This window comes from Streptomyces collinus (assembly GCF_031348265.1).
GTDB lineage: Bacteria > Actinomycetota > Actinomycetes > Streptomycetales > Streptomycetaceae > Streptomyces > Streptomyces collinus.
This window is the reverse complement of sequence record NZ_CP133771.1, coordinates 4,571,680-4,597,649: the sequence shown is the minus strand read 5'-3', so window position 1 is coordinate 4,597,649 and position 25,970 is coordinate 4,571,680. Positions and strand designations below refer to the sequence as shown.

General features: G+C 74.3%; 25 protein-coding genes. 12 read left to right on the top strand and 13 right to left on the bottom strand.

All coding sequences use genetic code 11. The annotated features are described in order from the left end of the window. Window positions 1-85 precede the first annotated feature (85 nt). From RFN52_RS20890 to RFN52_RS20880, 3 genes are read left to right on the top strand one after another with little or no spacing between them, the layout of a single operon-like run. Entirely contained in the window at window positions 86-2,290 is a 2,205-nt protein-coding gene (locus tag RFN52_RS20890) for an MMPL family transporter (protein WP_184848097.1), read from the top strand. Window positions 2,291-2,295: 5 nt separating this feature from the next. Further along, window positions 2,296-3,486, top strand: a complete 1,191-nt coding sequence (locus RFN52_RS20885) for a sensor histidine kinase (protein ID WP_184848096.1) — start codon at window positions 2,296-2,298, stop codon at window positions 3,484-3,486. Continuing rightward, window positions 3,483-4,121, top strand: coding sequence for a response regulator (locus RFN52_RS20880; RefSeq protein WP_184848095.1), 639 nt, complete (start codon window positions 3,483-3,485; stop codon window positions 4,119-4,121). Before RFN52_RS20885 ends, RFN52_RS20880 begins: the two co-directional genes overlap by 4 nt. A 5-nt stretch (window positions 4,122-4,126) precedes the next feature. On the opposite strand, the gene RFN52_RS20875 is transcribed toward RFN52_RS20880, so the two are convergent. The 3 genes from RFN52_RS20875 to RFN52_RS20865 form a co-directional block, all read right to left on the bottom strand. Continuing rightward, on the bottom strand, window positions 4,127-5,452 hold the full coding sequence (locus RFN52_RS20875; RefSeq protein WP_374050172.1) for a vWA domain-containing protein: 1,326 nt from the start codon (window positions 5,450-5,452) through the stop codon (window positions 4,127-4,129). Window positions 5,453-6,102: 650 nt separating this feature from the next. Further along, window positions 6,103-7,350 carry an AAA family ATPase gene (locus RFN52_RS20870; RefSeq protein ID WP_184848093.1) on the bottom strand — a complete coding sequence of 416 codons (1,248 nt, stop codon included), beginning with the start codon at window positions 7,348-7,350 and terminating at the stop codon, window positions 6,103-6,105. Between the two features lie 92 nt (window positions 7,351-7,442). Beyond that, entirely contained in the window at window positions 7,443-8,780 is a 1,338-nt protein-coding gene (locus RFN52_RS20865; protein ID WP_184848092.1) for a hypothetical protein, read from the bottom strand. Between the two features lie 225 nt (window positions 8,781-9,005). Here RFN52_RS20865 and RFN52_RS20860 point away from each other — a divergent pair, with 225 nt between their 5' ends. The 4 genes from RFN52_RS20860 to RFN52_RS20845 are packed head-to-tail and all read left to right on the top strand — an operon-like array spanning window position 9,006 to window position 10,960. Next, entirely contained in the window at window positions 9,006-9,383 is a 378-nt protein-coding gene (locus RFN52_RS20860; protein ID WP_184848091.1) for a Tat pathway signal sequence domain protein, read from the top strand. Further along, on the top strand, window positions 9,380-9,994 hold the full coding sequence (locus tag RFN52_RS20855) for a class F sortase (RefSeq protein ID WP_184848090.1): 615 nt from the start codon (window positions 9,380-9,382) through the stop codon (window positions 9,992-9,994). The genes RFN52_RS20860 and RFN52_RS20855 overlap by 4 nt, the downstream gene beginning before the upstream one ends. After that, window positions 9,991-10,482, top strand: a complete 492-nt coding sequence (locus RFN52_RS20850) for an RNA polymerase sigma factor (protein WP_107456362.1) — start codon at window positions 9,991-9,993, stop codon at window positions 10,480-10,482. The genes RFN52_RS20855 and RFN52_RS20850 overlap by 4 nt, the downstream gene beginning before the upstream one ends. Next, on the top strand, window positions 10,466-10,960 hold the full coding sequence (locus RFN52_RS20845; RefSeq protein WP_184848089.1) for a hypothetical protein: 495 nt from the start codon (window positions 10,466-10,468) through the stop codon (window positions 10,958-10,960). The genes RFN52_RS20850 and RFN52_RS20845 overlap by 17 nt, the downstream gene beginning before the upstream one ends. A gap of 10 nt (window positions 10,961-10,970) precedes the next feature. Here RFN52_RS20845 and RFN52_RS20840 read toward each other — a convergent pair whose 3' ends face one another. Further along, complete coding sequence (locus tag RFN52_RS20840; protein ID WP_374050171.1) at window positions 10,971-11,963, bottom strand: cytochrome c oxidase assembly protein; 993 nt, start codon at window positions 11,961-11,963, stop codon at window positions 10,971-10,973. Between the two features lie 320 nt (window positions 11,964-12,283). On the opposite strand from RFN52_RS20840, the gene RFN52_RS20835 reads away from it, so the two are divergent. Next, on the top strand, window positions 12,284-13,135 hold the full coding sequence (locus RFN52_RS20835) for a putative RNA methyltransferase (protein WP_184848088.1): 852 nt from the start codon (window positions 12,284-12,286) through the stop codon (window positions 13,133-13,135). Here RFN52_RS20835 and RFN52_RS20830 read toward each other — a convergent pair. The 6 genes from RFN52_RS20830 to RFN52_RS20805 form a co-directional block, all read right to left on the bottom strand. Continuing rightward, window positions 13,129-13,800, bottom strand: a complete 672-nt coding sequence (locus tag RFN52_RS20830) for a DUF4328 domain-containing protein (RefSeq protein ID WP_373308537.1) — start codon at window positions 13,798-13,800, stop codon at window positions 13,129-13,131. The two genes, RFN52_RS20835 and RFN52_RS20830, sit on opposite strands and share 7 nt — an antisense overlap. 7 nt (window positions 13,801-13,807) lie before the next feature. Then, window positions 13,808-14,170: a DUF952 domain-containing protein gene (locus tag RFN52_RS20825; protein ID WP_184848086.1), complete on the bottom strand. Its 363-nt coding sequence runs from the start codon at window positions 14,168-14,170 to the stop codon at window positions 13,808-13,810. Window positions 14,171-14,488: 318 nt separating this feature from the next. Further along, window positions 14,489-15,040, bottom strand: a complete 552-nt coding sequence (locus tag RFN52_RS20820) for a tellurite resistance TerB family protein (RefSeq protein ID WP_184848085.1) — start codon at window positions 15,038-15,040, stop codon at window positions 14,489-14,491. A 154-nt stretch (window positions 15,041-15,194) separates the two neighbouring features. Beyond that, the gene (locus tag RFN52_RS20815; protein WP_184848084.1) at window positions 15,195-17,117 is read right to left on the bottom strand and encodes a glycine-rich domain-containing protein; all 1,923 of its coding nucleotides are present in this window, start codon (window positions 17,115-17,117) and stop codon (window positions 15,195-15,197) included. A 73-nt stretch (window positions 17,118-17,190) separates the two neighbouring features. Then, window positions 17,191-18,447 carry a serine hydrolase domain-containing protein gene (locus tag RFN52_RS20810; protein WP_184848083.1) on the bottom strand — a complete coding sequence of 419 codons (1,257 nt, stop codon included), beginning with the start codon at window positions 18,445-18,447 and terminating at the stop codon, window positions 17,191-17,193. Between the two features lie 195 nt (window positions 18,448-18,642). Further along, window positions 18,643-20,427 (bottom strand): ABC transporter ATP-binding protein, encoded by a 1,785-nt coding sequence (locus tag RFN52_RS20805; RefSeq protein ID WP_311241007.1) that lies wholly within the window; start codon window positions 20,425-20,427, stop codon window positions 18,643-18,645. Between the two features lie 75 nt (window positions 20,428-20,502). Between RFN52_RS20805 and RFN52_RS20800 the strand changes: the two genes are divergently transcribed. Next, on the top strand, window positions 20,503-21,078 hold the full coding sequence (locus RFN52_RS20800; protein ID WP_184848082.1) for a TetR/AcrR family transcriptional regulator: 576 nt from the start codon (window positions 20,503-20,505) through the stop codon (window positions 21,076-21,078). A 215-nt stretch (window positions 21,079-21,293) separates the two neighbouring features. Then, the gene (locus RFN52_RS20795) at window positions 21,294-21,656 is read left to right on the top strand and encodes a DUF1304 domain-containing protein (RefSeq protein WP_184848081.1); all 363 of its coding nucleotides are present in this window, start codon (window positions 21,294-21,296) and stop codon (window positions 21,654-21,656) included. Window position 21,657: 1 nt separating this feature from the next. On the opposite strand, the gene RFN52_RS20790 is transcribed toward RFN52_RS20795, so the two are convergent. Further along, window positions 21,658-22,071: a DUF5994 family protein gene (locus RFN52_RS20790; RefSeq protein ID WP_184848080.1), complete on the bottom strand. Its 414-nt coding sequence runs from the start codon at window positions 22,069-22,071 to the stop codon at window positions 21,658-21,660. A 129-nt stretch (window positions 22,072-22,200) separates the two neighbouring features. Further along, the gene (locus RFN52_RS20785) at window positions 22,201-23,052 is read right to left on the bottom strand and encodes a hypothetical protein (protein ID WP_184848079.1); all 852 of its coding nucleotides are present in this window, start codon (window positions 23,050-23,052) and stop codon (window positions 22,201-22,203) included. A gap of 126 nt (window positions 23,053-23,178) precedes the next feature. On the opposite strand from RFN52_RS20785, the gene RFN52_RS20780 reads away from it, so the two are divergent. Together RFN52_RS20780 and RFN52_RS20775 are read left to right on the top strand one after the other, a co-directional pair. Further along, window positions 23,179-23,553, top strand: coding sequence for a DUF6479 family protein (locus RFN52_RS20780; protein WP_184848078.1), 375 nt, complete (start codon window positions 23,179-23,181; stop codon window positions 23,551-23,553). Between the two features lie 56 nt (window positions 23,554-23,609). Continuing rightward, entirely contained in the window at window positions 23,610-24,098 is a 489-nt protein-coding gene (locus tag RFN52_RS20775; RefSeq protein WP_184848077.1) for a hypothetical protein, read from the top strand. Window positions 24,099-24,273: 175 nt separating this feature from the next. Here the strand turns inward: RFN52_RS20775 and RFN52_RS20770 are convergent, their stop codons facing one another. After that, the gene (locus tag RFN52_RS20770) at window positions 24,274-25,935 is read right to left on the bottom strand and encodes a glycoside hydrolase family 13 protein (RefSeq protein WP_184848076.1); all 1,662 of its coding nucleotides are present in this window, start codon (window positions 25,933-25,935) and stop codon (window positions 24,274-24,276) included. Window positions 25,936-25,970: the final 35 nt, after the last annotated feature.

Sequence of the window (25,970 nt, the reverse complement as noted above, 5' to 3'; positions counted from 1 at the left end):
GGGCCCGGGTCCACCGAACGGTGGACGGCAGGTTCAACCGAGTGCCTCTGTCCGGCAACTGCCCTGTTCAGCAACGCTTTTGGGCATGAATTCACTGACTGTGCGCGTGGCGCGCTGGAGTGCGCGACATCCTTGGCGGGCGATCGTCGGCTGGCTGGTGTTCGTGGTGCTGTGCCTGGGGGCCGGCAGTGCCGTCGGCACCAACAGCGCGAAGACGGCGGACTACCGGGTCGGTGAGGCAGGCCGGGCCGAGGCCCTCGCGGCCGAGGCCCAGCTGGAACGCCGGTCCGCCGAACAGGTGCTGATCTCCTCCCGCTCGGGCGGTGCCCTGGACCAGGACGCCGCCCGGGCCGCCGCGAAGGACCTGACCGACCGGATGCGGCGGCTGCCCGAAGTGGCGGGCGTGGCCGACCCGTTGCCGTCCGGCGACCGGCGGACCCTGATGGTCGAGGTGACGCTGAAGGGCGAGGAGCGCGACGCCAAGGACAAGGTCGACGCGCTGCTGGCGCAGACGGCGGCGGTGCAGAAGGGCCACCCCGGGCTGCTGCTGGAGGAGACCGGAAGTCCCTCCGTCAGCAAGGGAGTCGACCAGCAGCGCAGTGACGACCTGGCGCTGTCCGAGGCGATCACCCTTCCCCTCACCCTGCTGACGCTGCTGGTGGTGTTCGGGTCGGTGACCATGGCCGGGGTGCCGTTGCTGCTGGCGCTGTCGTCGATCGCGGCGGCGGTCGGCCTCTCGATGGTCGTCTCGCACGTGTCGCCCGACGCCGGGGTCGGTACGAACGTCATCCTGATGATCGGCCTCGCGGTCGGCGTCGACTACACGCTCTTCTACCTCAAGCGCGAGCGGGAGGAGCGGGCCCGCTCCGGCGGCCGGCTGTCCTCCGAAGCCGTGGTGGAGCTGGCCGCGGCGACCTCGGGGCGGGCGGTCGTGGTCTCCGGGTTCGCGGTGGTCGCCTCCACGGCGACGCTGTACCTGGCCTCCGACGTGATCTTCTCGTCCCTCGCGACCGGCACCATCGTGGTCGTCCTGGTGGCGGTGGCGAGTTCGCTGACGGCCCTGCCCGCGCTGCTGGTGAAGCTGGGGCGGCGGGCGGAGCGCCGGGCGTCGCGCCGGGCGGAGCGGGGGAAGCCCGTCCGCAGGGTGCGGGGCCAAGGTGGCGGCGGCCGGATGTGGAACGCGCTGCTGCGCCCCGCGGCCCGGCACCCCCTGGCCACCCTGTGCGTATCGGTCCTGGCGCTGCTGGCCCTGGTCCTCCCGCTGGCCGGGCTGAAGATCACCGAGATGAGCCGGGACACGCACTCCCGCGAGATTCCCGCGATGCGGGTGTACGACCGGCTCAACGAGGCGTTCCCCGAGCAGCGGGTGACCCACCAGGTCGTGGTGCGGGCCGACGCCTCGCGGTCGGCGGAGGTGACCGCCGCCCTGCGGCAGGTGGCCCGGCGGGCGGAGGCCGACCCGCTGTTCACCGGGGCGTCGCGCATCCGGACCTCCGCCGACGAGCGCACCAGCACCCTCGAACTGAAGGTGCCCTACCTCGGCAACTCCGAGGAGGCGTACGACTCCCTCGACCGGCTCCGGGACGACTTCCTGCCCGCCACCGCCGGCCGGATCACCGGCGCCGAGTACGGCGTGAGCGGCGACGTCGCCCGCTACGCCGACTATCCCGCCCACCAGAACGGCAAACTGCCGCTGGTGCTGGGCGCGCTGCTGCTGGTGACGTTCGCGATGACCGTGTACGCCTTCCGCTCGGTGGTCCTCGGGCTGCTCGGCGTCGCCCTGAACCTGCTGTCCGCGGCGGCGGCGCTGGGGCTGCTCGTGCTGGTCTTCCAGGGGACCTGGGCCGAGGGCCTGCTGGGCTTCGAGTCCACCGGGTCGATCGGGTCGCGGGTACCGCTGTTCCTTTTCGTGATCCTCTTCGGACTGTCGATGGACTACCAGGTGTTCGTAGTCAGCCGGATCCGGGAGGCGGCGCTCGCCGGGGTGCCCACGCGGCAGGCGGTGCTGGACGGGATCCGGTCCTCGGCGAGTGTGGTGACCAGCGCCGCGGTGGTGATGACGACGGTGTTCGCGAGCTTCGTCTTCCTGCACATCATCGAGATGAAGCAGATCGGCTTCGTCCTGGCGGCGGCCGTGCTCATCGACGCGTTCGTGGTGCGCGTCATGGTGCTGCCGGCGACGATGCTGCTGTTGGGCGAGTCGAGCTGGTGGCCCTCGCGGGCGGTGCGCCGGGCGCTCGCCGGTCCGGAGAAAAGCCCCTCCTCCCGTCCGGCGGTCGACGTACGTTGATCGGTATGACCGCTCTCGCCGGGGCCGCCTCCGACGCCTTCTGGACCACCACGCTGCGCCGCTGGAACGCGGTGTGCTGGCTGCTGTTCGCCGTGATGGCCGTCGGCCTGGCCGCCATCGACCGGCCCGGCGGGAGCAAGTACGCGGCGCTGGCCCTGCTCGGCGCGGTAGTGGTGTCCTACGCGGTCCTGTACCGCTTCCCCGCCAACCCCGTCGTGCGGCCGGAGGTGTACCTGTCGGTGCTGGTGGTGGCGCTGGGCGGGCTGGCGTATCTGCGCGGCAACTACGCGGCCCTGTTCATGGTGACCCTGCCGCACTACTGGTTGTTCGGGCGGACACCGAGGGTCTCGATGGTGTTCCTGGGGCTCGCCACGGCCGCGACCCTGGCCGGGAGCGTGCTGCGGGACGACGGCTGGACGGTGGAGTTCTTCACCGAGGTCCTCGTGTCCACGCTTCTCGTCGTCGCCGTGGGGGCACTGATCGGGCTGTGGGCGCACTCCGTGGTCGCGCAGAGCGCCGAACGGGCCCGGCTGCTCGCGGAACTGGAGGAGACCCAGGCCGAGTTGACCGAGGCGCACCAGCGCCAGGGCGCTGCGGACGAGCGGGAGCGGATGGCCCGGGACATCCACGACACCCTCGCGCAGGGCTTCGCCTCGATCATCGTGCTCGCCGAGGCCGCCCGGGCGGGGCTCGACGCCGATCCGGCCCGCAGCGCCCAGCAGTTGCGGTCGATCGAGTCCACCGCCCGGGAGAACCTCGCCGAGGCGCGCGAGCTGGTCGGCTCGGGCCGGCGACCGGACCAGACCGCGGCGGGTTCGGTGGCGGAGACCCTCCGCCGCACCCTGGACCGTTTCGCCGAGGACACCGGCCTCACCGTCGACGCCGAACTGGAGGATCTGGAGTGCGACCAGCAGACCCGGATCGCGCTGCTGCGCTGCACCCAGGAGTCCCTGGCCAACGTCCGCAAGCACGCCCGGGCCTCCACGGTCGGCGTGGTCCTGGCCCGGCAGCCGTACGGGGTGGAGCTCGAAATCACCGACGACGGGGCGGGGTTCCTGGTGGAGGAGTCGTCGGGCTTCGGTCTGGACGGCATGCGCAAGCGACTGGCGGAACTGGGCGGGAGGCTGACGGTGACGAGTTCGGTGGGGGACGGGACCCGGGTCCTGGCGCTGATACCGCCGGGGGCCGCGTCATGACGGACCGACCGCTGCGCATCGTCGTCGTCGACGACCACACCGTCATGCGCGCCGGGGTGGTGGCCCTCCTCGCCTCCGGGACCGGCATCGAGATCGTCGGCGAGGCGGGCGACGGCCGCACCGCCCTCGACCTCGTCGCACGCCACGAACCCGATGTCGCCCTGGTCGACCTGCGCATGCCCGTACTGGACGGCGTGGCCACGACCACCGAGATCGTGGCGCGTTTCCCCCGCACCCGGGTGCTGATCCTGACCACGTACGACACGGACGCGGAGATCGAGCGCGCGGTGGAGGCCGGGGCGATCGGCTACCTCCTGAAGGACACCACCCGTGAGCAGCTGGCCGACGCGATCCACGCGGCGGCCCGCGGGGAGACCGTGCTGGCGCCCCGGGTCGCCGAACGCCTGGTCGCCCGGATGCGCCAGCCCGCCCAGATCCCCCTCACGGCCCGCGAGTCGGACGTGCTGAACGCGGTCGCGGACGGCCTCACCAACGCCGAGATCGGCCGCCGTCTCGTCATCGCCGAGGCCACCGTGAAGACGCACCTGCTCCGCCTGTTCGCCAAGCTCGACGTCAACGACCGGACGAGAGCGGTGGTGGTGGCGCTGGAACGGGGGCTGCTGCACCGGCCGTAGGGCGTTCAGGAGCCGATGTCCACCACGCGGGCCCACGCCGGGGGTGTGTCCGGGACGTACTCGGGGTCGGACTCGTCGTAGGCGTGACTCCGGTACTGGCGCGGGAACAGGCCGATCACCGTGCGGCACGGGGGCCGGGTGCCGGGCCAGCGGGTCTGGCCGTCGGTGAGGGCGACGATGACGTCGGGGGCCGGGCGGGTGCTCAGGGCGCGGGTGAAGCCGGCCCGCAGGTCCGTGCCGCCGCCGCCCGTGAGGGGGATGCCCTCGGCGCGGCACAGGCGGTGGGCGAGGCCGGCGGAGGCGTCGCAGGGCACGACGGTGACCAGGTCACGGCGGCCCCCCACGGCCCGGGAGATCGCGGCCACCTCCAGGAGGGCGCTGCCCAGTTCGGCGTCGCTGACCGACCCGGAGGTGTCGATGACCACGGACACGCGGGGCGGGCGGCGGCGCAGGCTCGGCAGGACCGTGCCGGGCAGGGCGGTGGAGCGGCGGGCGGGGCGGCCGTAGGTGTAGTCCTCGCCGGCGCCGGGGGCGGACGCCGCCGAGCGGACCGCCGCGCCCAGCAGCTGCCGCCACGGCTGGGGCGGGTGGAAGGCCTCCTCGGCCCAGCGCCGCCAGCCCTGCGGGGCGCTGCCGGGGCGTCCGGCGATGCCCTGCGCGACCCGGAAGCGGACCGCGTCCCGCTCCTGCTCGCTCAGGCCGTGCGCGCCGTCCGGGCCCAGTTCCCACTCCCGGCCCAGGCCGTCGGCGCCGCTGCCGCAGTCGAGCCAGGCCAGGTCCTGCGAGCCCGGCCCCAGGGTGAACCGCCGCAGGTACTCCTCCATCAACTCGTTCTCGGGCAGGCCGAGATGACGCGGTTCGACGACCCCCTCGGGACGGGGCAGGCCGTCGCCGTAGATGTCGTCGTTGATCTCGAAGTCCGCGGCGATGTTCATCCGCAGCCGCTCCCCCGGGCCGTTCAGGCCCCGCTCGCTGGCGACCCGGTCGCTGCGGGCGTGGTGGTCGCGCAGCAGGTGCGACACCTCGTGCACCCACACACCGGCCAGTTCCTCGACGGGCGTGCGGTCCACGTACGCCGGCGACACGTAGCACCGCCAGTAGCGGTCGACCCCCATCGTCGGCACCCGCCGCGACTCGACGACGTGCAGGGCGAAGAGGGCCGTGGCGAGGTAGGGGCGGACGCGGGCGGCGTGCAGGCGGGCCGTGAAGAGCTTGTCCCGGTCGAGGGCCCCGGGGGCGGCTCCGGACGCATCGGTCGCCGTCGGCCGAGGTGCAGCCCCGGGCACACCGGTCACCGTCGGCCCGAGGGCCGCCCCAGGCACATCCGTCACCACCGACTCAGGGGCCGCCCCAGGCATACCGGTGGCCTTCGGCCCAAGGGCCGCCTCAGGCACACCCGTCGCCGTCGACCCGAGGGCCGCCCCAGGCACATCCGTCACCATCGGCTCAGGGGCCGCCCCAGGCATACCGGTGGCCTTCGGCCCAAGGGCCGCCTCAGGCACACCCGTCGCCGTCGACCCGAGGGCCGCCCCAGGCACACCCGTCACCATCGGCTCAGGGGCCGCCCCAGGCATACCGGTGACCTTCGGCCCAAGGGCCGCCTCAGGCACACCCGTCACCATCGGCCCAAGGGCCGCCCCAGGCACACCCGTCACCACCGACTCAGGGACCGCCCCAGGCATACCGGTGACCTTCGGCCCAAGGGCCGCCTCAGGCACACCCGTCGCCGTCGACCCGAGGGCCGCCCCAGGCACACCCGTCACCACCGACTCAGGGACCGCCCCAGGCATACCGGTGACCTTCGGCCCAAGGGCCGCCTCAGGCACACCCGTCGCCGTCGACCCGAGGGCCGCCCCAGGCACACCCGTCACCATCGGCCCAAGGGCCGCCCCAGGCACACCCGTCACCATCGGCCCAAGGGCCGCCCCAGGCGCGTCGGTCGCCGTCGGCCCGCCCCGGCCGCGGTCCCGGCTGTCCGCCGTCACCGGCCCGCCTTCGCCGCGGCGGCGGCCGCGACCGCGGCCGTGGTGCGGTCCGCCCGCCGGGACAGGGACACCACCCCGGCCAGGCGCTCGATGGACGCCGGGACGTCCCAGTCGTCGCGGCGCAGGGCGGCGAGCGTGGTGGCGGGGACGACCACCACGTCCGGGGGGCCGGTCTCCAGGGCCTTCACCAGGAGCGCCCAGGCCGCGTCCCAGCGCAGCCGCTCCGGGCGGTTGCGCACCGCGGCCACGACGCCGTCCAGCGCGGCCTGCCGCAGATCGCCGCGCTCCGGCAGCACCGCACCGGCCGGGTCGGCCAGCAGCCTCTCGGGGTCCGGGAGGTCCATCCGGTCCAGGCTCGCCAGCAGTTCCAGCCCGGGCCCGTCCCCGACGGTGCCCCTCACCAGCAGGGAGATGACGTCACGGGAGGAGCCGGCGGCGGTCGCGAAGGCGATCAGGTGCAGCGTCATCTCCCAGCTGCGCGGGGACGGCCACGGCCCGCCCCGGCGCGTCTCGCCGCCGGGCAGCCGGTGCGTGAGCCCGGGGCGTGCGGCGAGCAGCCCGCACACGGCCCGGCGGGCGAAGGCCACGGCCTCCGGGAGCTTTTCGGGGTCGAGCCGGGGCAGGGTCGCCCGGGGCCAGGTGCCGCCGAGGCCGCGGACGACGACATCGGTGTCGTGCGTCCACTGCAGGTGGACGAAGCGGTTGGCGAGGGGCGGGCTCAGTTCCCAGCCGTCCGCGGCCGAGGAGCGCGGGTTGGCGGCGGCCACGATCCGCACGCCCGGCGGCAGCCGCAGCGCGCCGATCCGCCGCTCCAGCACGAGCCGGAGCAGGGCGGCCTGCACGGCGGGCGGCGCGGTGGACAGTTCGTCGAGGAACAGCAGCCCGCGCCCGGCCCGCACCAGGCGCACGGCCCAGTCCGGCGGGGCCATCGGCACGCCCTGCTCGGCGGGGTCGTCGCCGACGATCGGCAGCCCCGAGAAGTCGGACGGCTCGTGCACGCTCGCGATCACCGTGGTCAGCGGCAGGTCCAGGGCCGTGGCGAGCTGGGTCAGGGCCGCGGTCTTGCCGATGCCCGGTTCGCCCCACAGCAGCACGGGCAGGTCGGCGGCGACGGCCAGGGTGAGGGCCTCCAGCTGGGTGTCGGGGCGGGGTTCGGTGGTGGTGTCGCGCAGCAGGGCCAGCAGGTCACCGGCCACGTCGAGCTGGGCGGCGGTGTCGGACGGGAACGGGGTGTCAGAGCGCATGAGTGATCACCTGTGTGCCGGTGGTGAGCCGTCTCGGTGGGATGAAGGGCAGGGCGGGGGAAGGGCGTTCGCCCCGGCCGGGTCGGGCCGGGTCACATGTGGCGTGGGTGCGGGCCGTCGTCACGGGAGCGGCGGCGGTCCCAGGGGCGCCGGCTGCCGGGCGAGGGGCCTTCGAGGCCCGCGCGGTACAGCCCGTGGGCGATGCGCCGTCGCGCGGCCGTCTCCAGCGCGTCCCGCAGCGGGCCGTCGCGCAGCACCGCCTCGGGGCCGAGCAGGCTCTCGACCGCGGCGAGCGCACCGGCGATGTCGCCGTGGTGGAGGCGTTCGCGGACGCCGGGGAGGCAGTCGGGGCGGCGGTGCGCCTCGTCGACGGCCCGCAGACAGGGCAGCGGCGGACCGCCGAAGGCGGCGAGCAGTTCCTCCCGCCGGATCTCGTCCGGGTCGTGGTCGAGGGCGGCCAGTGCGCCGTCGACCAGGCCGATCCGGTGCCGGGCGCCCCGGCACTCCACCACCCGGGGATCACCCGCCCGTTCCGGCAGGCCGGGGGGAGCGGTCCGCTCGGCGCCCAGCGCCGCTGCGACCAGCGGATGCAGCCGCCCCGCGTCGATCGCCCCGGCCCGCAGCAGTTCCAGGTCGGGCAGCACCCAGGTCGCCGCGTCGGGCAGTACGGGGAGCGAGGCGTCAGGGGCGCGTGCGTACGACATCGCCGTCCGCGCACCGCCGTCGGACACCTCCAGGACGACCCGGTGGCGGGCCCCGAGCCGCACGGAGACCTTGCCGCCGGACCGTCGTTCGGCCCGCAGCAGGATCTCCGCCTCGGCCGCCCACCGGTCGACGGCGCACCGCAGTCCGAGCTGCGGCGGCCCGGCCGGATCCGGGTACGCACCGCCCTCGCCGGACCGCGCCCGCAGCTCACCGGCCCGGCGCGCGTCCCACAGGTGGCGGTGCAGGTCGAGCCGGAAGCGCCGGCTGGGGCGCGGGTGCGGATGATGCCGGTGGGCCTCCCGCGCGCGGGAGGCGTCCCACAGGGCGAGGCTGATCCGCTGGCCGGCGTCCGCCCAGGCCGGCGGCGTCCGCACCACGAGGTGCAGTGCTCCGGGGCCGGTGGTGCCGTAGCGGGCCAGGGTGATGGTCAGGCCCGGTCGCAGCAGCCCGTCGGGGGCGATCCTCGGCATGTGCCAGCGCAGCAGGTCGGGGGCGAGGTGCCGGAGGTCGGCGCGGAGCCGGGCGGCGAACTCCCGGCCGTGGCGCCTGGCCAGGAGACGCGGCTGGAGGTCGACGTCGAAGTTCGCGGCGGCACAGGCGCCCGCCCAGTCACCGGCACGACGGCGCGCGGTCGCGGTCTCGATCATGGAGGGCGGCACGGCGAACTCGCGCACGCGCGGCCAGAAGGAAAGCGGGAAGTCCCCGTTCGCGAGGTCGGTGAGCATCAGCACTCACCTTGCGCGGACGGGTCCCCCAATCTGTTGACAGAGTGAGTCGTCGTCATCGCGACGGATGCTAGCGGCCCCGACTCCCGCGCGCGACAGGTTATTTCGGAGCCCCAGCGGCGGCTTTGCCATCTCTTTACAACCCGCCCCGGCGCCGGCTCGTCTCTCCGCACGATCTGTCACCCCGCCCGGCCGTCGGGCGGACCGACGAAGGAGTGCGATTCCATGCGCCGAACCGTCCTCAGTGCCCTGGCCCTCGCGGGCACCGCCGTACTGATGGGCACCGGTCCCGCGTTCGCGGACGGGCCCACGACCCCGAGCCCGGTCCCGGCGTCCGCCGCGCCCACCACCCACCCGGAGCAGAGCACCGAACCGACCCGGGCGGCCGAACCGACCCCGGCGCCGGCCCGTGACGAACCGACCCGGGCGCCCGCCGAGGGGCAGGTCTCCCGCGTGCCGAGCGGCGCGCCCGACACCGGTGTGGCGGCGTCCCCGGCCTCCGGGAACGACGGCACGGCTCTCGGCGCGGGCGCCGCAGCGGTGCTCGCCCTGGGCGGCGGCACCGTCTTCGTCGTACGCCGCCGCCGGGCGACCGGGGCATGAGCTCGTTCTCCAGGCGCGCGTTCATGGCCGGGGCGCCGGCGTCCCTGCTGACGGCGTGCGCGGGCCCCGCGACCACCCCGGCGCGGCCGGAGTCCACCGCCTCGCCGGTCCCGGCCAGGAGGGCGCGGCCACCGGCCCGTTCGGTCCCGGTGCGGCTGCTGATCCCGGCGATCGGCGTCGACACCCCGGTCATCCGGCTGGGCCTGGCGGCCGACGGCACGGTGCAGGTGCCGCCGGTCACGGCCCACGACCGGGCGGGCTGGTACCGGCACTCGCCGACACCCGGCCAGACCGGCCCGTCGGTGCTCCTCGGCCATGTCACGGTCGGCCCGTACGGCGACGGCGTCTTCCGGCACCTCGACCGGCTGCGCCGGGGTGAGCGGATCACGGCGCGTCTGGAGAACGGCACGGCGGCGGAGTTCGCCGTCACGGCGGTGCGGACCGTCCCCAAAACCGACTTCCCGGCGGACGACGTCTACGGGGACGTGGACCGCCCGGAGCTGCGGCTGATCACGTGCGGCGGAGCGCGGACCGGCGACGGCTACGCGGACAACGTGATCGTGTTCGCGACGCTGAGCGGTGCGAAGTCCCCCACCCCTGGAGAGCGTTGAAACGGTCCCGCGAGAAGGCAGCGTCCGAGCTGTTCGCCGCCCTCTACCCGCGCCTCGCCGGCTGGTGCCGCCGGCTCGTCGACGACGACGGGACGGCCCACGAGATCGCCTCGGAGGCGTTCACCCGGCTCTGGGCCCGCTGGACGTCCGTGGAGGAGCCGCGCGGGTTCCTCTACGTGACCGCGGCCAACCTGGTCCGGGACCACTGGCGCAAGCTGGAGCGCGAGCGCCGGGCCCTGCACCGCGTCACCTCGGAGGCCGCCGTACGCCCCCACCCCGAACAGGCGGACCCGTCGGTGCGGCTGCTCGTGCAGTCGCTGCCGGAACGGCTCCGGGTCCCGATCCTGCTCCACTACTACGCTGACATGCCGATCCGGGAGGTGTCCGCACTGACCGGGCGCAAGGAAGGAACCGTCAAGGCCGACCTGCACGCGGCCCGGGAACTGCTCCGCGTCCACCTGAGGAGAAGCCTTGACCACACGCCTTGACGACGACGGCCCGGAGCCCGGACCCGACGACCCGCTCGCCGTGATCCTGCGCCCCTCCTCCCCCGGCTACCTGGGAGCGCCCCCCGGCCAGTTCGAGACGATCCGCCGCCGGGCGACCCGCCGCCGCCTGCTGCGCACCGCGGCCGGGGCGGGCCTGGCTTGCGTCGCGGCCGTCCTCATCAGCATCCCCCTGCGCCACACGGCACCCGAACGCCCCACGACCCCCACGATCCCGATGGCCCCGCCCGCCACGCGGACGGCGCCGCCCACCCCCTCGGCGTCACCCACCCCGGTACCGTCCCCGTCCGAGTCGTCGCGCCCGTCGTCCCCGGGCACGCCCCGCCCGGCCACCGACGCCCCCCGTGCGGCGGACCCCGGCACCCCCGGGGTGACCCCGTCGGCCACCCCCACCTCGGTACGCCCTGTCCCCTCGGCGGCCCGCCCGAGCACGGACCGGCCGGCCGCCGGCAGCCGCTGACCGGCCCGCGTCAGTCGCCCCGCCCCTGCCGCCGCACCCGCTCCGCCACCTCGCCCTCCTCGGTCTCCCACCAGGGCCGGACCAGTTCGGCGGGCCCCTGCGCGGCGGCCACGGGGGCGGCGGGAGCGAGTTCACCGTCGAGACGCCGGTCCAGTACGGCCGTCTGGGCCCGTTCGGCCCGCACCCACTGCGCGAGGACCACCAGCAGGAAGGGGAGCGCGACCAGTTCGGAGATGCCCAGCATGGCGCCGCCGCCGACCTGCTGGTCGTGGTGGACGTCGGGGGACCAGGGCGGCGCGTGGTGCAGGTACCAGGCGCCCGCGATCAGGGTGCCGTGCGTCATGACCACCAGCCCGGGGAGCGCGTCGACGATCCCGTCCAGGAAGACCAGGGCCGCCCGGACCGGGTGGGTGCACCAGGCGGGCAGGGCCTGCTCGCGGGTGAGCACCGGCAGCACGAACAGGCAGCCGGCCGCCAGCAGGTGCAGGTACATCAGCTCGTGCAGCCAGCCCACGCGCAGCGCGGTGGCGAAGTACGGCGTGACATAGACGGCCAGTTCGGTGGCCAGCACCAGGACCGTGCTGACGAGGGGGAACGTCAGCACCCGGACCAGACGGCCGGTCAGCACCCGCCGCACCCGGCCCGCGCCGCCCTCCGGCAGCGCCTGCACCGCGAGCCGCAGCGGGTCGCCCAGGGCGAGGCCCAGCGGAGCGAGCAGATCCAGCGCGACGTTCTGCACGGCGGCCGGCCAGAACAGCTCATGGTCATAGACGGCCAGGCCCGACATCGTGGCCACCACGATCGTCCCGAGCCCGAGCAGCACGAAGGCGGCGAGCCGCGCCGGCGGCCAGGACCCGCCCCGCCGGCGCACCCGGACGACGCCCCAGCCGTAGAGGCCGCCCAGCACGGCGACGAGCAGGAGGGCGGGGACGTCCGGCTGCCACGACCCCAGCAGCCGTCCGACGGTCGGTTCCGGCAGGTACACAGCCGACAGTTCGCTCACGAGCGGACGATAGCCGCCGAAGTTCAGGCGGGCGGAGGCAGGGTGGGCCGGTCGCCGGCCCCGGGCTGGCGGCTCGTCGTGGCCTGCGGAGGCGCCCGGTAGCCTGGCCGTATGGCTCTGGCATGCAACGCCCTGCCCCACTGCTTCCTCTGACGCCGCGGTGAGGACGGCGACGTGAATCGCTCACGTCGCCCTCCTCGGCGTTCCCGCCCCCGCTGCCGTTCCCGGCGGCCGTCCGGCGGGCGCCGACGCCCCACCGTCCGCCGCCGCACGCGGCGCACCCCGCTGCCCGGCGGTGCGCCGCGTTCCGAGGAGCATGCATGCCGTCCGACCGACTTCTGTCCGTGCTGACCTGCCCCCAGTGCCCCGCCGGTCTCGAACACACCCGCGGCGCCCTGCGCTGCGCCAACCGGCACACCTTCGACATCGCCCGCCACGGCTACGTCAGCCTGCTGACCGGCCACCGGCGCGCCCCGAGCGCCGACTCCCCCGACATGGTCCGCTGCCGCGCCTCGTTCCTCGGCGCCGGCCACTACGACCCGCTCGCCCGCACCCTCGCGCGGCTCGCCGGAGAGCTGGCCCCGCCCGACGCCACCGTCCTGGACGCCGGGACGGGCTCCGGCCACTACCTCGCGGCCGTCCTGGACGCCCTCCCCGCGGCCCTGGGCCTGGGGCTGGACAGCTCCGTGCCCGCCCTGCGCGCGGCGGCCCGCGCGCATGCCCGTGCGGAGGCCGCCGGCTGGGACGTGTGGCAGCCGTGGCCGGTGCGCACCGGCTGCGCCGACCTCGTGCTCAACGTCTTCGCGCCCCGCAACGGGCCCGAGTTCGCCCGCGTCCTCGGCCCGGACGGCGCGCTGCTCGTCGTCACCCCCACCGCCCGGCACCTGCGTGAACTGCACGACCCGGTCGGGCTGCTGGCGGTCGACCCGAGGAAGGAGGAGCGTCTGCGCCGGGCGCTGGACGCCTGTTTCCGGCTCGATCGCACCGAGCCGCTGGAGTACGCGATGAGGCTCACGGCCGAGGACATCACCCGCCTGGTGGGCATGAGTCCGACCGCGCATCACCTCACCGCTGCGGAACTGCGCGACCGCACCGGGCGGTTGGGGACGCCGTTGCCGGTCACGGCCTCCTTCGCCGTGTCGGTGCACCGGCCGCTGCGGCCCGGTCAGTAGCCCCGGCCGGCGATGTGCTCCTGCTGCGCCGTCGTGAGCGTGTGGACCATGAGGGCGGCGGCTCCGGCCGCGGCGACGATCACCAGGTCGGCGGTGAGCAGGGGCAGGACGCCGTCGTAGGCGCGGGCGATGACCTCGTCCGTGTCGTCCGAGTAGATGATCCCCACGCCGCCGGCCAGACCGGCCAGCCACAGGCCCCACCACCAGTTCACGACGGCGGGCAGCCGCCGCTCGGGGAAGACCGAGCGGTGGATGTCCGCGACGATGCCCCGGGGTATCCACAGGTTCACGACGGGCACGATCCAGCCCACCCAGATCCAGGGGTAGCCGTAGCGCGGGTCCGCGCCCGACAGGGCCTTGGCGTTGTCCCTCATCCGGTCCAGCCAGAGCAGGAACACGATCACGCAGACGGCCGTGACGGCGCTGCCCACGGAGGCGACCAAGTGGTAGGAGTCCTCCAGGGGGTTCAGGGGCCGGTGCACGCCGTCACCCTGGTCGGGCAGGCCGGAGGCCGGCTGTCCCGCCGTGGCGAGCCGGATGTGCCAGACGGCCCGGGCCACCCAGGCGGCCCCGGCGAGGGCGAGGGCCGCGACGGCGCAGCGGGCCGCTCCCCGGACGGGGCGCAGGGCGGGGGAGGGGTCGGGCTGTGGGGACTTCTGTTCGATCACCCGGTCATCCTGCCGTACGCAGCTCCGAGGCCCGGCCCTCCCCGTCGAACAGCACCTCCAGGACGTGGTCGACGGCGTCCCGGTCGAGGGGGCCGAACACGTGCGGGAACAGGACGTCCCCGGCGACCCCGGGCGGCGGAGCGGGGGCCGCCGCCTCCCACTCCACCCTGGCGGCGAGCCGCGCCTCGTCCAGGGCGAGCACCAGCAGGGGCCGGGGCGCGTTGCGGTAGAAGGCGTCGACGACGGCCAGCGTGGTCGCCTCGTCCGGGGAGCAGTGCACGAAGCCCTCCTCGGCGAGGGAGTCGGGCGCGTAGGACCGGCCGGCGGCGCCGGCCCAGACGGTGCTCGGTACGACGTGAAAGATCATGGCCCCGTTATAGACGGCGACGGCCTCCCCGGGAGCCGCAGGGCGGCGATGGTCCGCCGGGTGGCCCCCGGCGATCCTCGACGGCACAGGTCGCGGCGACGTCGCGGCCTGTGCCGGGGTGCGACGAGCCGCGTCGAGTGTCCCGGCCGGGGCCGTTTGGCCGTCGCCGGCATCACCGGCACGGCCCGCATCGCCGCGCTCCCGCCCGGCCGACGCGGACCTGCGGCGGCACCGGCCGCCGACGCCGTGATCGGCGCGGCGGCCCGCCTGGGCGTGGACGACCCGCGCTCCCCGAGCAGCGGGGCCCGGCTCACCCCCTCAGAGCTGGAACTCGGCCGGGGACACCCCCAGCGCCGCACAGGCCTCACGCAGGACCGTCGCCTCGGCCTGGGAGAAGTGGCCGTCGGCACCGGCGATGACCATGCCCGTCTGGATCACGGCCCTGGCCTCCGTAGGCTTCTTGGCGGCCTTGGCGATCTCCTGCATCGCCTCGGTCTTGCCGTACTGGAAGTTGGCCGTCAGCTGGTCCACATGCTTGTTGAACCGCGTGCGCAGCTGCTCCGGCGGGAAGTTCTGCAGCACGTCGTTGCTGAGGATCATCGACTCGACCTGCTGGCGCTCGGCCGGATCCACCTGCCCGTCGGCCGCCGCGACCAGGGCGCACATCGCCATGCTCGCGTCCCGGTAGGCACCGCTCTTCAGCTCGTTCTTCAGCGACCCGAGCTGCGTCTTCAGCAGGCCGACCAGCTGGGCCTTGCTGCCACCGCCGGACCTCGCCCCGCCGCTGTGCCCGCCGGTCGTCGCACCCCGGCCGCCCTGATTCTGCTGGAGAGCCTTGGCCTGGTCCTTGAGCCGGTCCCACACTGCCATTGACGTCACCTCGGTACTAGTCGGCCTCATCTGGCGCACCCGCTCACGCGCGCACACCCTTCCAACGCCCGACCCACGGGCAAAGTTTCCGCAAAACGAGACGAAGACCGCCCGACCCCGTCAGCCGGGGGCGGGCGGTCTCCGTGGCCGGACGTCAGACGTCGTCGCGCGACCGGAGCTTCAGGCGCGGCGCGAAGCGGAACGCCGCGAAGCCCACCGCGGCCAGGCCCGCGGCCGCCGCGAGGAGCAGGCCGATGCCGCCCGCGCCGGTGGAGGCGAGGCTGCCGCCGTCGAGGTTCGTCGACGTGCCGCCCGTGGTCGAGGTGCCGTCGCCGCCGGTCGTGCCGGAGGTGCCGCTCGCCGACGGGCTCGGCTCGGCGGACGGGCTCGGGTCGGCCGTGGGGCTCGGGGACGGGGAGCCGGACCCGTCACCCGGGCCGGGCTCCTCCGAGCCGTCGCCCTCGACGACCTCGACCGCGAACTGGGTCATGGCGTCACCGACCGAGGCGGCCACGGTGTACGTGCCCGTGCCCTCACCGGCGGTCAGGGCCGGGGCCGTCGCCTTGCCCGAGTCGTCGGTCTTCACGCGGACCACCCGGTCCTCGCCCTCGAAGCGGGGAGCGTCCTCGGCCGTGTCCTCGACGCGGAACTCCACCTCCGTGCCGGCCGGTGCCGTCTTGCCCGACTTGACCACCCGGGCGACGAGCGCATCGGCGAAGTCCTGCCCCTGCTCGGCCTTCTGCTTGTCGCCGTCGGAGGCGCTCACGGTGTACGGGGACTCCTTGACCCGCACGGTGAAGGCCGTCGACGCGCCCAGGGTCTTCGCCCGAACGGTGAACGAGCCCTCCTTGCGGCTGCCCAGGCCGATCCACGGGGACTGCGCACGGCCCTGCGCGTCGGTCGCCACGACCGTCTGGTCGTCGTCGGGGCCGCCGGTGAGGTAGAAGAACGGCTTCAGGCCGTCCGGGTCCTCGATGGTGTACGTCACGGAAGCGTCCGCGACCGGCTTGCCGTCCTTGCCCTGGGCCAGCACGGCCAGCGGCTTGACGTCGGTGCCCGGCTGGGTCGTCACGTCGGTGCCGGTGACCTGGGCCAGCCGGTCGACGGGCAGGCCCCGCCACTGCAGGACGATCCGGCCGGGGCCGCCGGGCGCGTTGGCGCCGCCCTCGGCCACACCGGAGTTGACCGGGTCGCCGGAGGGGGCCCAGAACGGGTCGTTCTTCTCCGGTGCCTTGTTGCCGCTGCCGACGACCAGCCGGGCGTCGTCCACCCGGGCCGGTTCCGCGTAGCTGGAGCCGCCGCCACCGCTGCCGGTGGTGGGGTCGTTGCCGGTGGACGAGCCGGTCTCGGCACCCGTGCCGCCGCCACCGCCCGCGTAACCGGCACCGCCGCCGCCACCGCCGTAACGGCCCACGCCGCCGGCCCCGCCGGCACCGCCCTTGGCCTGGTCTGCGCCCGCGGCGCCGTTGCCGGTGCCCGCACCGCCCTTGGCGCCGGTGGCACCCTTGCCGCCGCGGTCCTTCTCCGAGGCGTCCTGGCCGGACTCGCCACCGGCGGCGCCCGCCTGACCGTGCGCCATGTCGCCGCCACCGCCGCCACCGCCGCCGGCGACGACCAGCGCCGAGCCGCCGCTGGTGCGGATGGCACTGCTGTTGCCGCCGCGGTCGGCGAAGTTGCTGCCGCCCTTGCCGCCGAGGGCGTCACCGGCGTTCAGCCCCGCGACGGCGATGCTCAGCGCCTCTCCGGGGGTGACCTTCAGGGTGCCGGCGACGAATCCGCCCGCACCGCCGCTCGCCATGGAGTTGCCGCCGCCGCCCTGTCCCCAGGCCCGTACGTCCAGGCCCGTCACGCCGGACGGCACCGTGAACTCCTGCGTCCCCGTCTTCGGATCGAACAGCCGGCAGCCGGAGAAACCCTCCGTCGGGGTGCACGCCGTCCCGGCGAGCGCCGCACTGCCGGCGGCCGTCGCGGCCGGAGCGCCCGTCAGGGCGGTACCGGCGGTCAGCGCCACGAAGGTCAGGGCCGCGGCCCCGCGCCGGAGTCTGGCGCGGCGCGGCACGGCGGAACCGTGATGCATCAAGAAAACTCCCCAACTCGTCACAAGCTCCCCCCCAGGGAGCCATGAAGTGCTCGATCAGAATCGAACACGGCTAGTGAGACAGCTGATCAAACCTGAGACTCTTGGTCAACCGAGAATGGTTGATTCCGGACGCGGGGGCCTCGGGGCAGAGCGCGCGGACCACGTGCGCGGCGATGGCCTCGTCGATCGGGTGCAGCTTCGGACGGCCGTTCTCGTCCAGCTCCTGGTACTTCATCAGGTTCTGGGCGAGGGCGACCTGGCGCTTGCCGTCCCGGCTGGACAGCGCGATCGTGCCGGCGCCGAACACCGCCCCGTCGTGGCCCCAGAAGCGGCCGCAGCCGCGCAGTTCGAGGGCGTAGATGCCGAGGCCGTAGTCCATGCCGGAGACGGGGACCGTGCGCGTCATCTCGTCGAGGGATGCCTTGCCGACCAGCTTCCCGCCGAGCAGGGCGCGGTAGAAGCGGTTCAGGTCGCCGGTGGTGGAGACGACCGCGCCCGCGGTGGACGCCCAGGACATGTCGTAGACGCTGAAGTCGCGGGGCGGGTCGAGCAGGCCGAACCACGACTCGTACATCCGCGGGTGCGGCCCCTTGATGTACGGGGTGCGCGGCAGGTACGTGTGGCGCAGCCCGGCCCGGTCGATGACGTGGCGGGTGAGGTAGGTGCCCGCCTTCTGGCCGGTGACCTTCTCCAACAGCAGCCCGGCGACGACGTAGTTGGTGTTGGAGTACGAGCCGGGCACCGCACCGGGGCGTCCGGTCGCGGGGGCCGCGAGGCCCATCCTGACCAGTTCCGCGGGGCGTATGGAGCGGAAGCGTTCCTCCTCCAGGCTGGCCGGGGAGTTCCGGGTGAGGGAGGGGAAGGCGCCCGCGACGTAGTCGCCGATGCCGCTGGTGTGGTTCAGGAGCATGCGGACGGTGATCTCCCGGCCGCGCTCCCCGGGTATCAGCTCCGGGAGGTAGTCGCCGACGGGCGCGTCGAGCCGGATCCGGCCGCGCTCCACCTGCTGCATCACACCCACGGCGGTGAAGGTCTTGCTGATGCTGCCCACCCGCTGGCGCATGTCCGGTGTGACGGGCCGTCCGGTGGCCACGTCGGCCACTCCCGAGGCGCCGGTCCATTTCTCGCCGCCGTCCCGGACGGACGAGAAGACGCCGTACATGCCCGCCTCGTGGACGGCGTCCAGCGAGTCGCGCAGCGCGGGCCCGTCCAGGGACACGGCGTCCCGGGGGGCGGCGGGGCCGGCCTGCGCGGGAGAGGTCAGTACGGCGGTGGTGGTCAGCAAGGTGGTGCCCAGGACGGTTCCGAGGAGCCGTGCGATGCGCAACTGCTTGTCCCTTCCCTGGTGTTCGAGTACGTCGTTGTGCGAGTACTTCGATGTTCGACCGTGCCGGTTTTCGACTCGGTCGTGTTCGAACAGGTCGGGATCATCGTCTTGGGCGGCGGACGGTCCTTACATCCTTCCGAGGGATGATCGAAAACCGGCCGCCGGTCACTGACACGCCGTCACGCCGTCACGCCGTCACGCCGCCTGCGGGTCCGGCGTGATGCGCAGCGCCTCCACCAGCTCCCGGTACAGCGCGTCCGTCGCGAGCAGCTCCGCATGGCCGCCGCGGGCACGGACCCGGCCCGCCTCCAGTACCACGATGGTGTCCGCGTCGATCACGGTCGACAGCCGGTGGGCGATGGTGACGACCGCGCCGGTCGCCGCGCGGGCGCGCACGCAGGCCTGCACGGCGGCCTCGGTCAGCCCGTCGAGCTGGGCCGTCGCCTCGTCCAGGAGCAGCACGTCCGGGGTGCGCAGCAGGGCCCGGGCCAGGGCGATGCGCTGCCGCTCACCGCCGGAGACCGCCGCGCCGGACAGGGGCGTGTCGAGCCCTTCGTCCAGGGCGTCGACCTTCTCGGCCAGCCGCACCTCGTGCAGAACGCGGCGCAGTTCCTCGTCCGCTGCGCCGGGACGGGCCAGCAGCAGGTTGTCGCGGATCGTCCCGGGCACGACCGGGGTGTCCTGCTCGACGTACGCCAGGCGCGACCGGATCTCGTCGTGGGAGTGGTCGCGATACGGGCGGCCGTCCAGGAGCAGCTCGCCGCCGGTCGGTTCCAGGAAGCGCAGGACCAGGGAGAACAGGGTGGTCTTGCCCGCGCCCGAGGGGCCGACGATCGCCGTGTGCCCGCGGCGGGGGATCGCCAGACAGACGCCGCGCACCGCCGGGTCGGCGCCGGGGCCGTAGGCCGCGCTGACGTCCCGCAGTTCCAGTACGGGAGTGTCCTCGGCGACCGCCGCCCGCGCCGGCGCGGGTGCGCGGACCTGGTCCGCGGCCGGTCCCTCCGACTCCAGGGCGTCGGTCTCCCGGATCCGCTCCGCGGCGGCGATCCCCGACTGGAGTGCCGTGATGTTCTGGCTGAGTTCGCTGATCGGGTCCATCAGGCCGAAGGCGTAGAGCAGGAACGCGATGAGGCTGGACACCTCCAGGGCGCCCTCGGATACCCGCCAGGCGCCGACGCCCAGGACGAGGATGATCGCGAGCTGGATGCCGGCGACCGCGATCGTCCAGGCCAGGGCCTCGCGGCGGACGGCGCGGACGCCGTGCTCGGCGGAGGTGCGGGCGTCGGCCACGATGCGCTCGGCCGTGCGGCCCTCGGCCCGGCCGGCCTTCACCGTCCGGATCGCGCGCAGCGCCCCCTCCAGGTTCCCGCCGAGCCGCCCGAGGTGGTCCTGGGCGCGCTGCTGCGCGGTCGCGATCCCGGGCATGAGGACGGCGAACAGGACGCCGACCACCGCCACGGCCGCCGCGGCCGTCCCCAGCAGCATCAGGTCGAGGACGCCCATGAGGATCAGGGTCCCGAAGAGCATGACCACCGCGTTGATCAGACCGACCGGGGCGCCGGTGGCGGCCTGGTGCAGCAGGACCGTGTCGGACGTGACGCGGGTGACCAGCTCGCCGGGCGGGCGCCGGGTGACGGCGGGGACCGTGGCCCGCAGGAAGCGCCGCACCATCGACTCGCGGGCCCCGAGCACCACACGCTCCCCCAGCGCGCCCAGCAGCGTCCACTGCCAGTACATGACGGCACTGCCGACGACCAGCAGGGCGAGCAAGGCCAGGATCGGCCCGCGCAGGGACCCGGATCCGCCGAGCGCGTCGAGCACGCCCTTGGTGACCATCGGCGTGGCCAGCCCCATCCCGGAGCCCACCAGGGCGAGGCCGAGCGCCAGGACCAGCGCGCCCCGGTGAGGGCGGGCGAAGGACCAGAGGACCCGCAGCCGCGGGACGGACAGCTTGGGGGACGCGCTTTCCGGAACAGTCATGACGCCGAGTGGAACACCACTGTTCCATAAAGGTCAATCGATTTTCATCCTGGAAGGCGCGCTACCGTATGCGGCATGGGTGAGGAGCGGGCCGTGGCGGCCGAGAGCGGAACCCGGGCACGCACGCGTCGCGCCATCGTCGACGCCGCCGTCGCCCTGCTGGCCGGCGACCCGACCGCGTCCCTCGGCGACGTCGCCACGGCGGCGGGTGTGGGGCGTACGACGGTCCACCGCTACTTCCCCGAGCGGTCCGACCTGCTCGCCGCGATCAGCGCGGACGTCCTGGACAAGGTCGAGGCGGCGACCGAGCGCGCCCGGCTCGACGACGGCCCGGCCGCCACGGCGCTGGAGCGGCTCTGCCAGGAGTACTTCGAACTCGGCGACGGCCTCACGCTGATGTTCGACACCCCGCAGTTGACGAACTGGTCCGACTGGGACGAGGACACCCCCGCCGACCGGCACTTCCTGCACACGGTCCGGCGCGGTCACACCGAGGGCAGCATCGACGCCGAGCTCCACGAGGAGTGGGTCCGCAACCTGGTGTGGGCCCTGCTGTACACGGCCTGGGAGCACACCCGCACCACCGGCACCCCCAAGCACTCGGCCCTGACCCTGTGCCTGCACACCCTGCGCAAGGCCATCGCGCCGTAGGCGTGCCACCGGGGTGGGAAGACCGGGCCCGGCTCCCGAGCGGCACACGCGGGGACGCGACGGCCGGACCCGGCCTTCCTCTGGCCGCAATCTGCCACCCCCGGAACCGGCCCGCCTCCGGGGCGGGCCCGAACGGGGAGGGGCGAAGGCCTGACGGCCCGGATGGGGAGCGGATCGGCGGGGGCGGGGCCGGTGGGGTCTGTGATGATGTGCGCATGTCGATGCTTGCCACCATCGCGGTACTGGCCCTCGCCGCGCTCCACGCCTACATCCTGGTGCTGGAGATGTTCCTGTGGACCTCACCGCGGGCCCGGGCCGCCTTCGGTACCAGTGCCGAGTTCGCCGCCTCGACGAAGGCCCTGGCGGCCAACCAGGGGCTCTACAACGGGTTCCTCGCGGCCGGCCTGGCGTGGGGCGCGGTGGCGTCCGACCCGGTGGGCTTCCAGGTGTCCGTGTTCTTCCTGGTGTGCGTGGCGGTCGCCGGGCTCTACGGCGCCGCGACGGCGAGCAGGAAGATCCTCTTCGTCCAGACCGTCCCGGCGCTGGCCGCCCTGGCCCTGGTGCTGCTCGCGCGCTGAGTCAGACGCCCTGCGTGACGGCCCGTTCCATGACCCGGAGGGCCTCCGCCTCGTCCGTGGCGGGCGGCACCACCAGCAGGTCCCAGCGCCCCCGGCCGGGGGCGAGCAGGCACACGGTGTGCGGGGCGGTCGGCGAGTCCGTGCGCCCCACGTGCACCGCCTGGCCCGCGACCACCATCCGTTCCGGGCACTCCGGCCAGGTGTCCCCGTTGACCAGCACGCTGCCGATCCGGCCCCACGCACCCGGCAGCCCGCCGAGCAGCCCGGGCAGTTCGGCGGCCAGGTCGTACGAGCGGGGCCACCACGCCCCGTCGATCCGGCGGGCCGTGCGGCCCTGGCGCGCCGGGTCCGCGATCCGTAGCCGGACCCCGGACGGGGCGGGGACGGACGGCGGGGGCGAAGAGGCGGACGTCATCGGGGGACTCCTGCTGCGGAGGGGCGGCGAGGCCGGTTCGGCCACCGGTTGCGACATACCCGCGGCATATCCACCGTACGCCGCGGGGCGGCACGGAGGCCGGTGCCGCCCGCACCGCCCCGCCGACGGTCACAGACCGTAGCGGCTCTTCAGATGGCGCCAGAAGTCGCGCAGCATCCACGTGTCGAACTCGGTGATCTGCGCGGCGCTGCCCGCCTTCATCAGAAAGCAGCACTGGCCGGTCGGCGACCAGTCGTAGAAGTCGTCGAGGCCGAAGGTGTGCCCCACCTCGTGCAGGTAGATGTGGATGTTCTCCTGGTTCAGCGCGCCCGTGAAGTACTCCTGGCCCATGCGCTGCCCCCAGTCGCCGCCCGCGCCGCCCTGGAAGCCCTTGGTCAGCCACAGCGACTGGTCGTAGTGGCGGGCGGCGCCGCCCGGGCACTTGGAGTAGTTGCCGTCCTGGTGGAAGAAGCGCCCGCAGTCCGGGGCGCACTGCGGGGAACCGCCGCCGTCGAGGACGCCCGCGTAGATGTCGACGGAGTTGTCGGTCCACTGCAGGGTGGAGCGGTTCTTCACGGCCCAGCCGACGATGTTGACCGGGACGTTCGTGTACGGCCAGGCGTTGTGGCCCTTGCCGTTCACCACCATCGCGGACATCCACTTGCCGAACTGCCTCTTCAGCGCCGCGTGGATCCGGTCGCGCAGGGCGGCGCTGACCGGGGCGTCGGACTCCCAGCGCACGCAGTAGTTGACGCTGCCCCGGTTGGCCATGACCTGGTCCCAGCCGTAATTCCGGAAGCCGTACAGGTTCCCGTAGGTCGATTCGACGTGGTTCCACACCTCGTTCAGGGGCTGGGCGAGGTGCGCGGGCGGATTCCAGTCGTCGGCGGCCCGCGCCTTGCCGGACGCCAGGCCGGGCGTGGCGAACGCCGCCGCCAGCACGGCGAGCACGGTGAGCAGCCGCACCAGGTGTCTGCGCATGGTGATCTCCTCGTGGGGGAGAGGGATGTCCCCCTGAGGTCGTCACCGGCGCGGCCGGGGTTGCCCCCACAGGGCCGCAGCGGCATTCCGGGCGCTTTATCCCATTCCGTCGGCGATACTTGGGGCATGAATACGGCAACGTATGCAGAACTGGCGGCCTCGTCAGATCACGCGGTCGCCGTGACCATCGCCTTCGTCGGCGGGCTGATCGTGGCCTGCGCGCTGATCTGGGCCGTGCGGGTCGGGATGCGGGTCATGGACAACGACACCCACCACCCCACCCCGGAGGAGCAGCCGCACATGCCGGACACCGGTCCGGTCCGCGAGATGCGGGAGATGCGGGAACCCGACGACGTGCCGGTCGTGACCCGCGACGGTCAGCGGCTCATGCCGCATGAGCTCCACCGTGCGAGCACCAGGACCGGCAAGGACCAGAAACCGCGCCGCTGGTCGCCCGGCTCCAGTGGATCCTTCGGCGGCGGCGGACTCGGCCGCACGTGAGGCCGTAGGGCCGAGGGCAGGCAGGACCGGCGGACCGGCGGACCCAGGGAGGCGACATGACTGCCCGCCACCGGACACGCTGGGCGACGGGAGGGGCGGCCACGGCGCTGGCCCTGTCCGCGGTGCTCGTCGGCTGCAGCGGTGACGACAGCCCCACGGACGTCGCGAGCAGGGCGGAATCCGCGGTGGGGTCGATCGCCTCGGAGGCCGGCGAGGCGGTGGAGTCCGCCTCGGCCGAGGCCGGTCAGCGGCTCGACGACATCCAGGACGGCACCGACGTCAAGGGCGACGTGACGACCGGGACGCCCGTCACCGGCTCCGACGGCCGGGTCCGCACGGACGTCACCGTCCGCAACACCGACGACTCGTCCCGGTCCTTCGCCGTCCAGGTCGACTTCCGGGACCCCGGGGGGCAGTTGGTCGACACCGTCATCGTCACGGTGGACCACGTACAGGCCGGCCAGTCCGCCACGGCCACCGCCCGCAGCACCCACGACCTGTCCGGCGAGGTCCGGACCGAGGTGGCCCGGGCGGTCCGCTACTGAGCCCCGCCGTCCGGGGCGACGCAGATGTCGACCTGGTGCAGGCCCAGGTGCCGAAACAGCCCTCCCGCTCCCCCACGCCCCAAGGGGCGCGGGGAACTGCGCGATCAACCACAACATCGCCGCACCCACGAGACACCCCGGCCCCAGACCACCCCCCGCGCGCCCCGCGGAGCACTCAGCGGCCCAGCCACACCGTCGTGTCCGGCCCGACCCGCCCGTCCTCCAGCGGCGCGCTGCTCAGCAGAACCTCACCGGCCGGCAGCTCGACCGCGGCGCCGGACAGATTGGCGACGCAGCGCCACCCCTCACTGCGGTCGAACCGGAGCACACCGTCCGGGGCGTCCGCCGCCCACGTCAGCTCCTCGCCGTCGAGGAGTTTGCGGCGCAGCCGCAGGGCCGTGCGGTACAGCTCCAGGGTCGAGCCCTCGACGCCGTCCTGTGCCTCGACGGCGTACGCGGCGAAGCCGGGCGGCTGCGGGAGCCAGGCCCCGCCGGGCCCGAAGCCGTACGACGGCCCGGACGTCGTCCACGGCAACGGCACCCGGCAGCCGTCGCGGCCCTTGCGGACGTGACCGGTCTGCTCCCAGATCGGGTCCTGGAGCACCTCGGTGGGCAGGTCGGCGACCTCGGGCAGGCCGAGTTCCTCCCCCTGGTAGACATACGCCGAGCCGGGCAGCGCCAGCATCAGCAGCGTGGCCGCCCGGGCCCGGCGCAGCCCGGCCGCCTCGTCGACGGCCGGGGCGTGGCCGCCGGACAGCAGCCAGGCGTTGGGGTCCGTGCCGGGCGGCAGCGTCAGCCGGGAGGCGTGCCGTACGACGTCGTGGTTGGACAGCACCCAGGTGGCCGACGCGCCCGCCGCCCGGGCGGTGGCCAGCGAGTCGGTGATGACCTGCCGCAGTTCCTCCGCGTCCCAGCCGGCCTCCAGGTACTCGAAGTTGAAGGCCTGGCCCAGCTCGTCCGGGCGGGCGTACAGCGCACGCCGGGCGCCGGGCACCCACGCCTCGGCGACGGCCATGCGGGGCGGGCGGTAGGCGTCGAGGATCTTGCGCCAGTCGCGGTAGATCTCGTGCACGTCGTCACGGTCGTAGAAGGGGTGGGTGCCGGGCGGCAGCGCGGTGAGCGCCGCCTCGTGGCTCAGCTCGGGCCGGCCGAGGTCGCGCAGGGGTTCACTCAGGTCCTTGACGAGGGCGTGGGCGACGTCGATGCGGAATCCGTCCACCCCGCGGTCGGACCAGAAGCGCAGGGTGGTGCGGTAGTCGGCGCGGACCTCCTGGTTCTCCCAGTTGAGGTCGGGCTGTTCGGGGGCGAAGAGGTGCAGGTACCACTGGCCGTCGGGCACCCGCTTCCAGGCGCTGCCGCCGAAGACGGACTGCCAGTCGGTGGGCGGCAGTTCGCCGTGCTCCCCGCGGCCGTCGCGGAAGACGTAGCGGTCGCGGGCCGCCGAGCCGGGACCCGCGTAGAGGGCCTCCTGGAACCAGGCGTGCCGGTGCGAGGAGTGGTTGGGCACGATGTCGACGATGACCTTCAGGCCGAGGCGGTGGGCCTCGGCGGCCAGGGCGTCGAAGTCGTCGAGGGTGCCCAGGCGCGGGTCGACGCCCCGGGGGTCGGCGACGTCGTAGCCGCCGTCGGCGAGCTCGGAGGGGTAGAAGGGGCTCAGCCAGAGGGCGTCCACGCCCAGGGCGGCGAGGTGACCGAGGCGGCGGGTGATGCCGCGCAGATCACCGAGTCCGTCGCCGTCGGCGTCGGCGAAGCTGCGGGGATAGATCTGGTAGACGACGGCCTGGCGCCACCAGTCGGGGTCCCGGGACGACAGGTCGAGGGTCGAGCGATCGGTCACGCGGTCTCCTTCATAGGCATACGGGCGACAGCTTT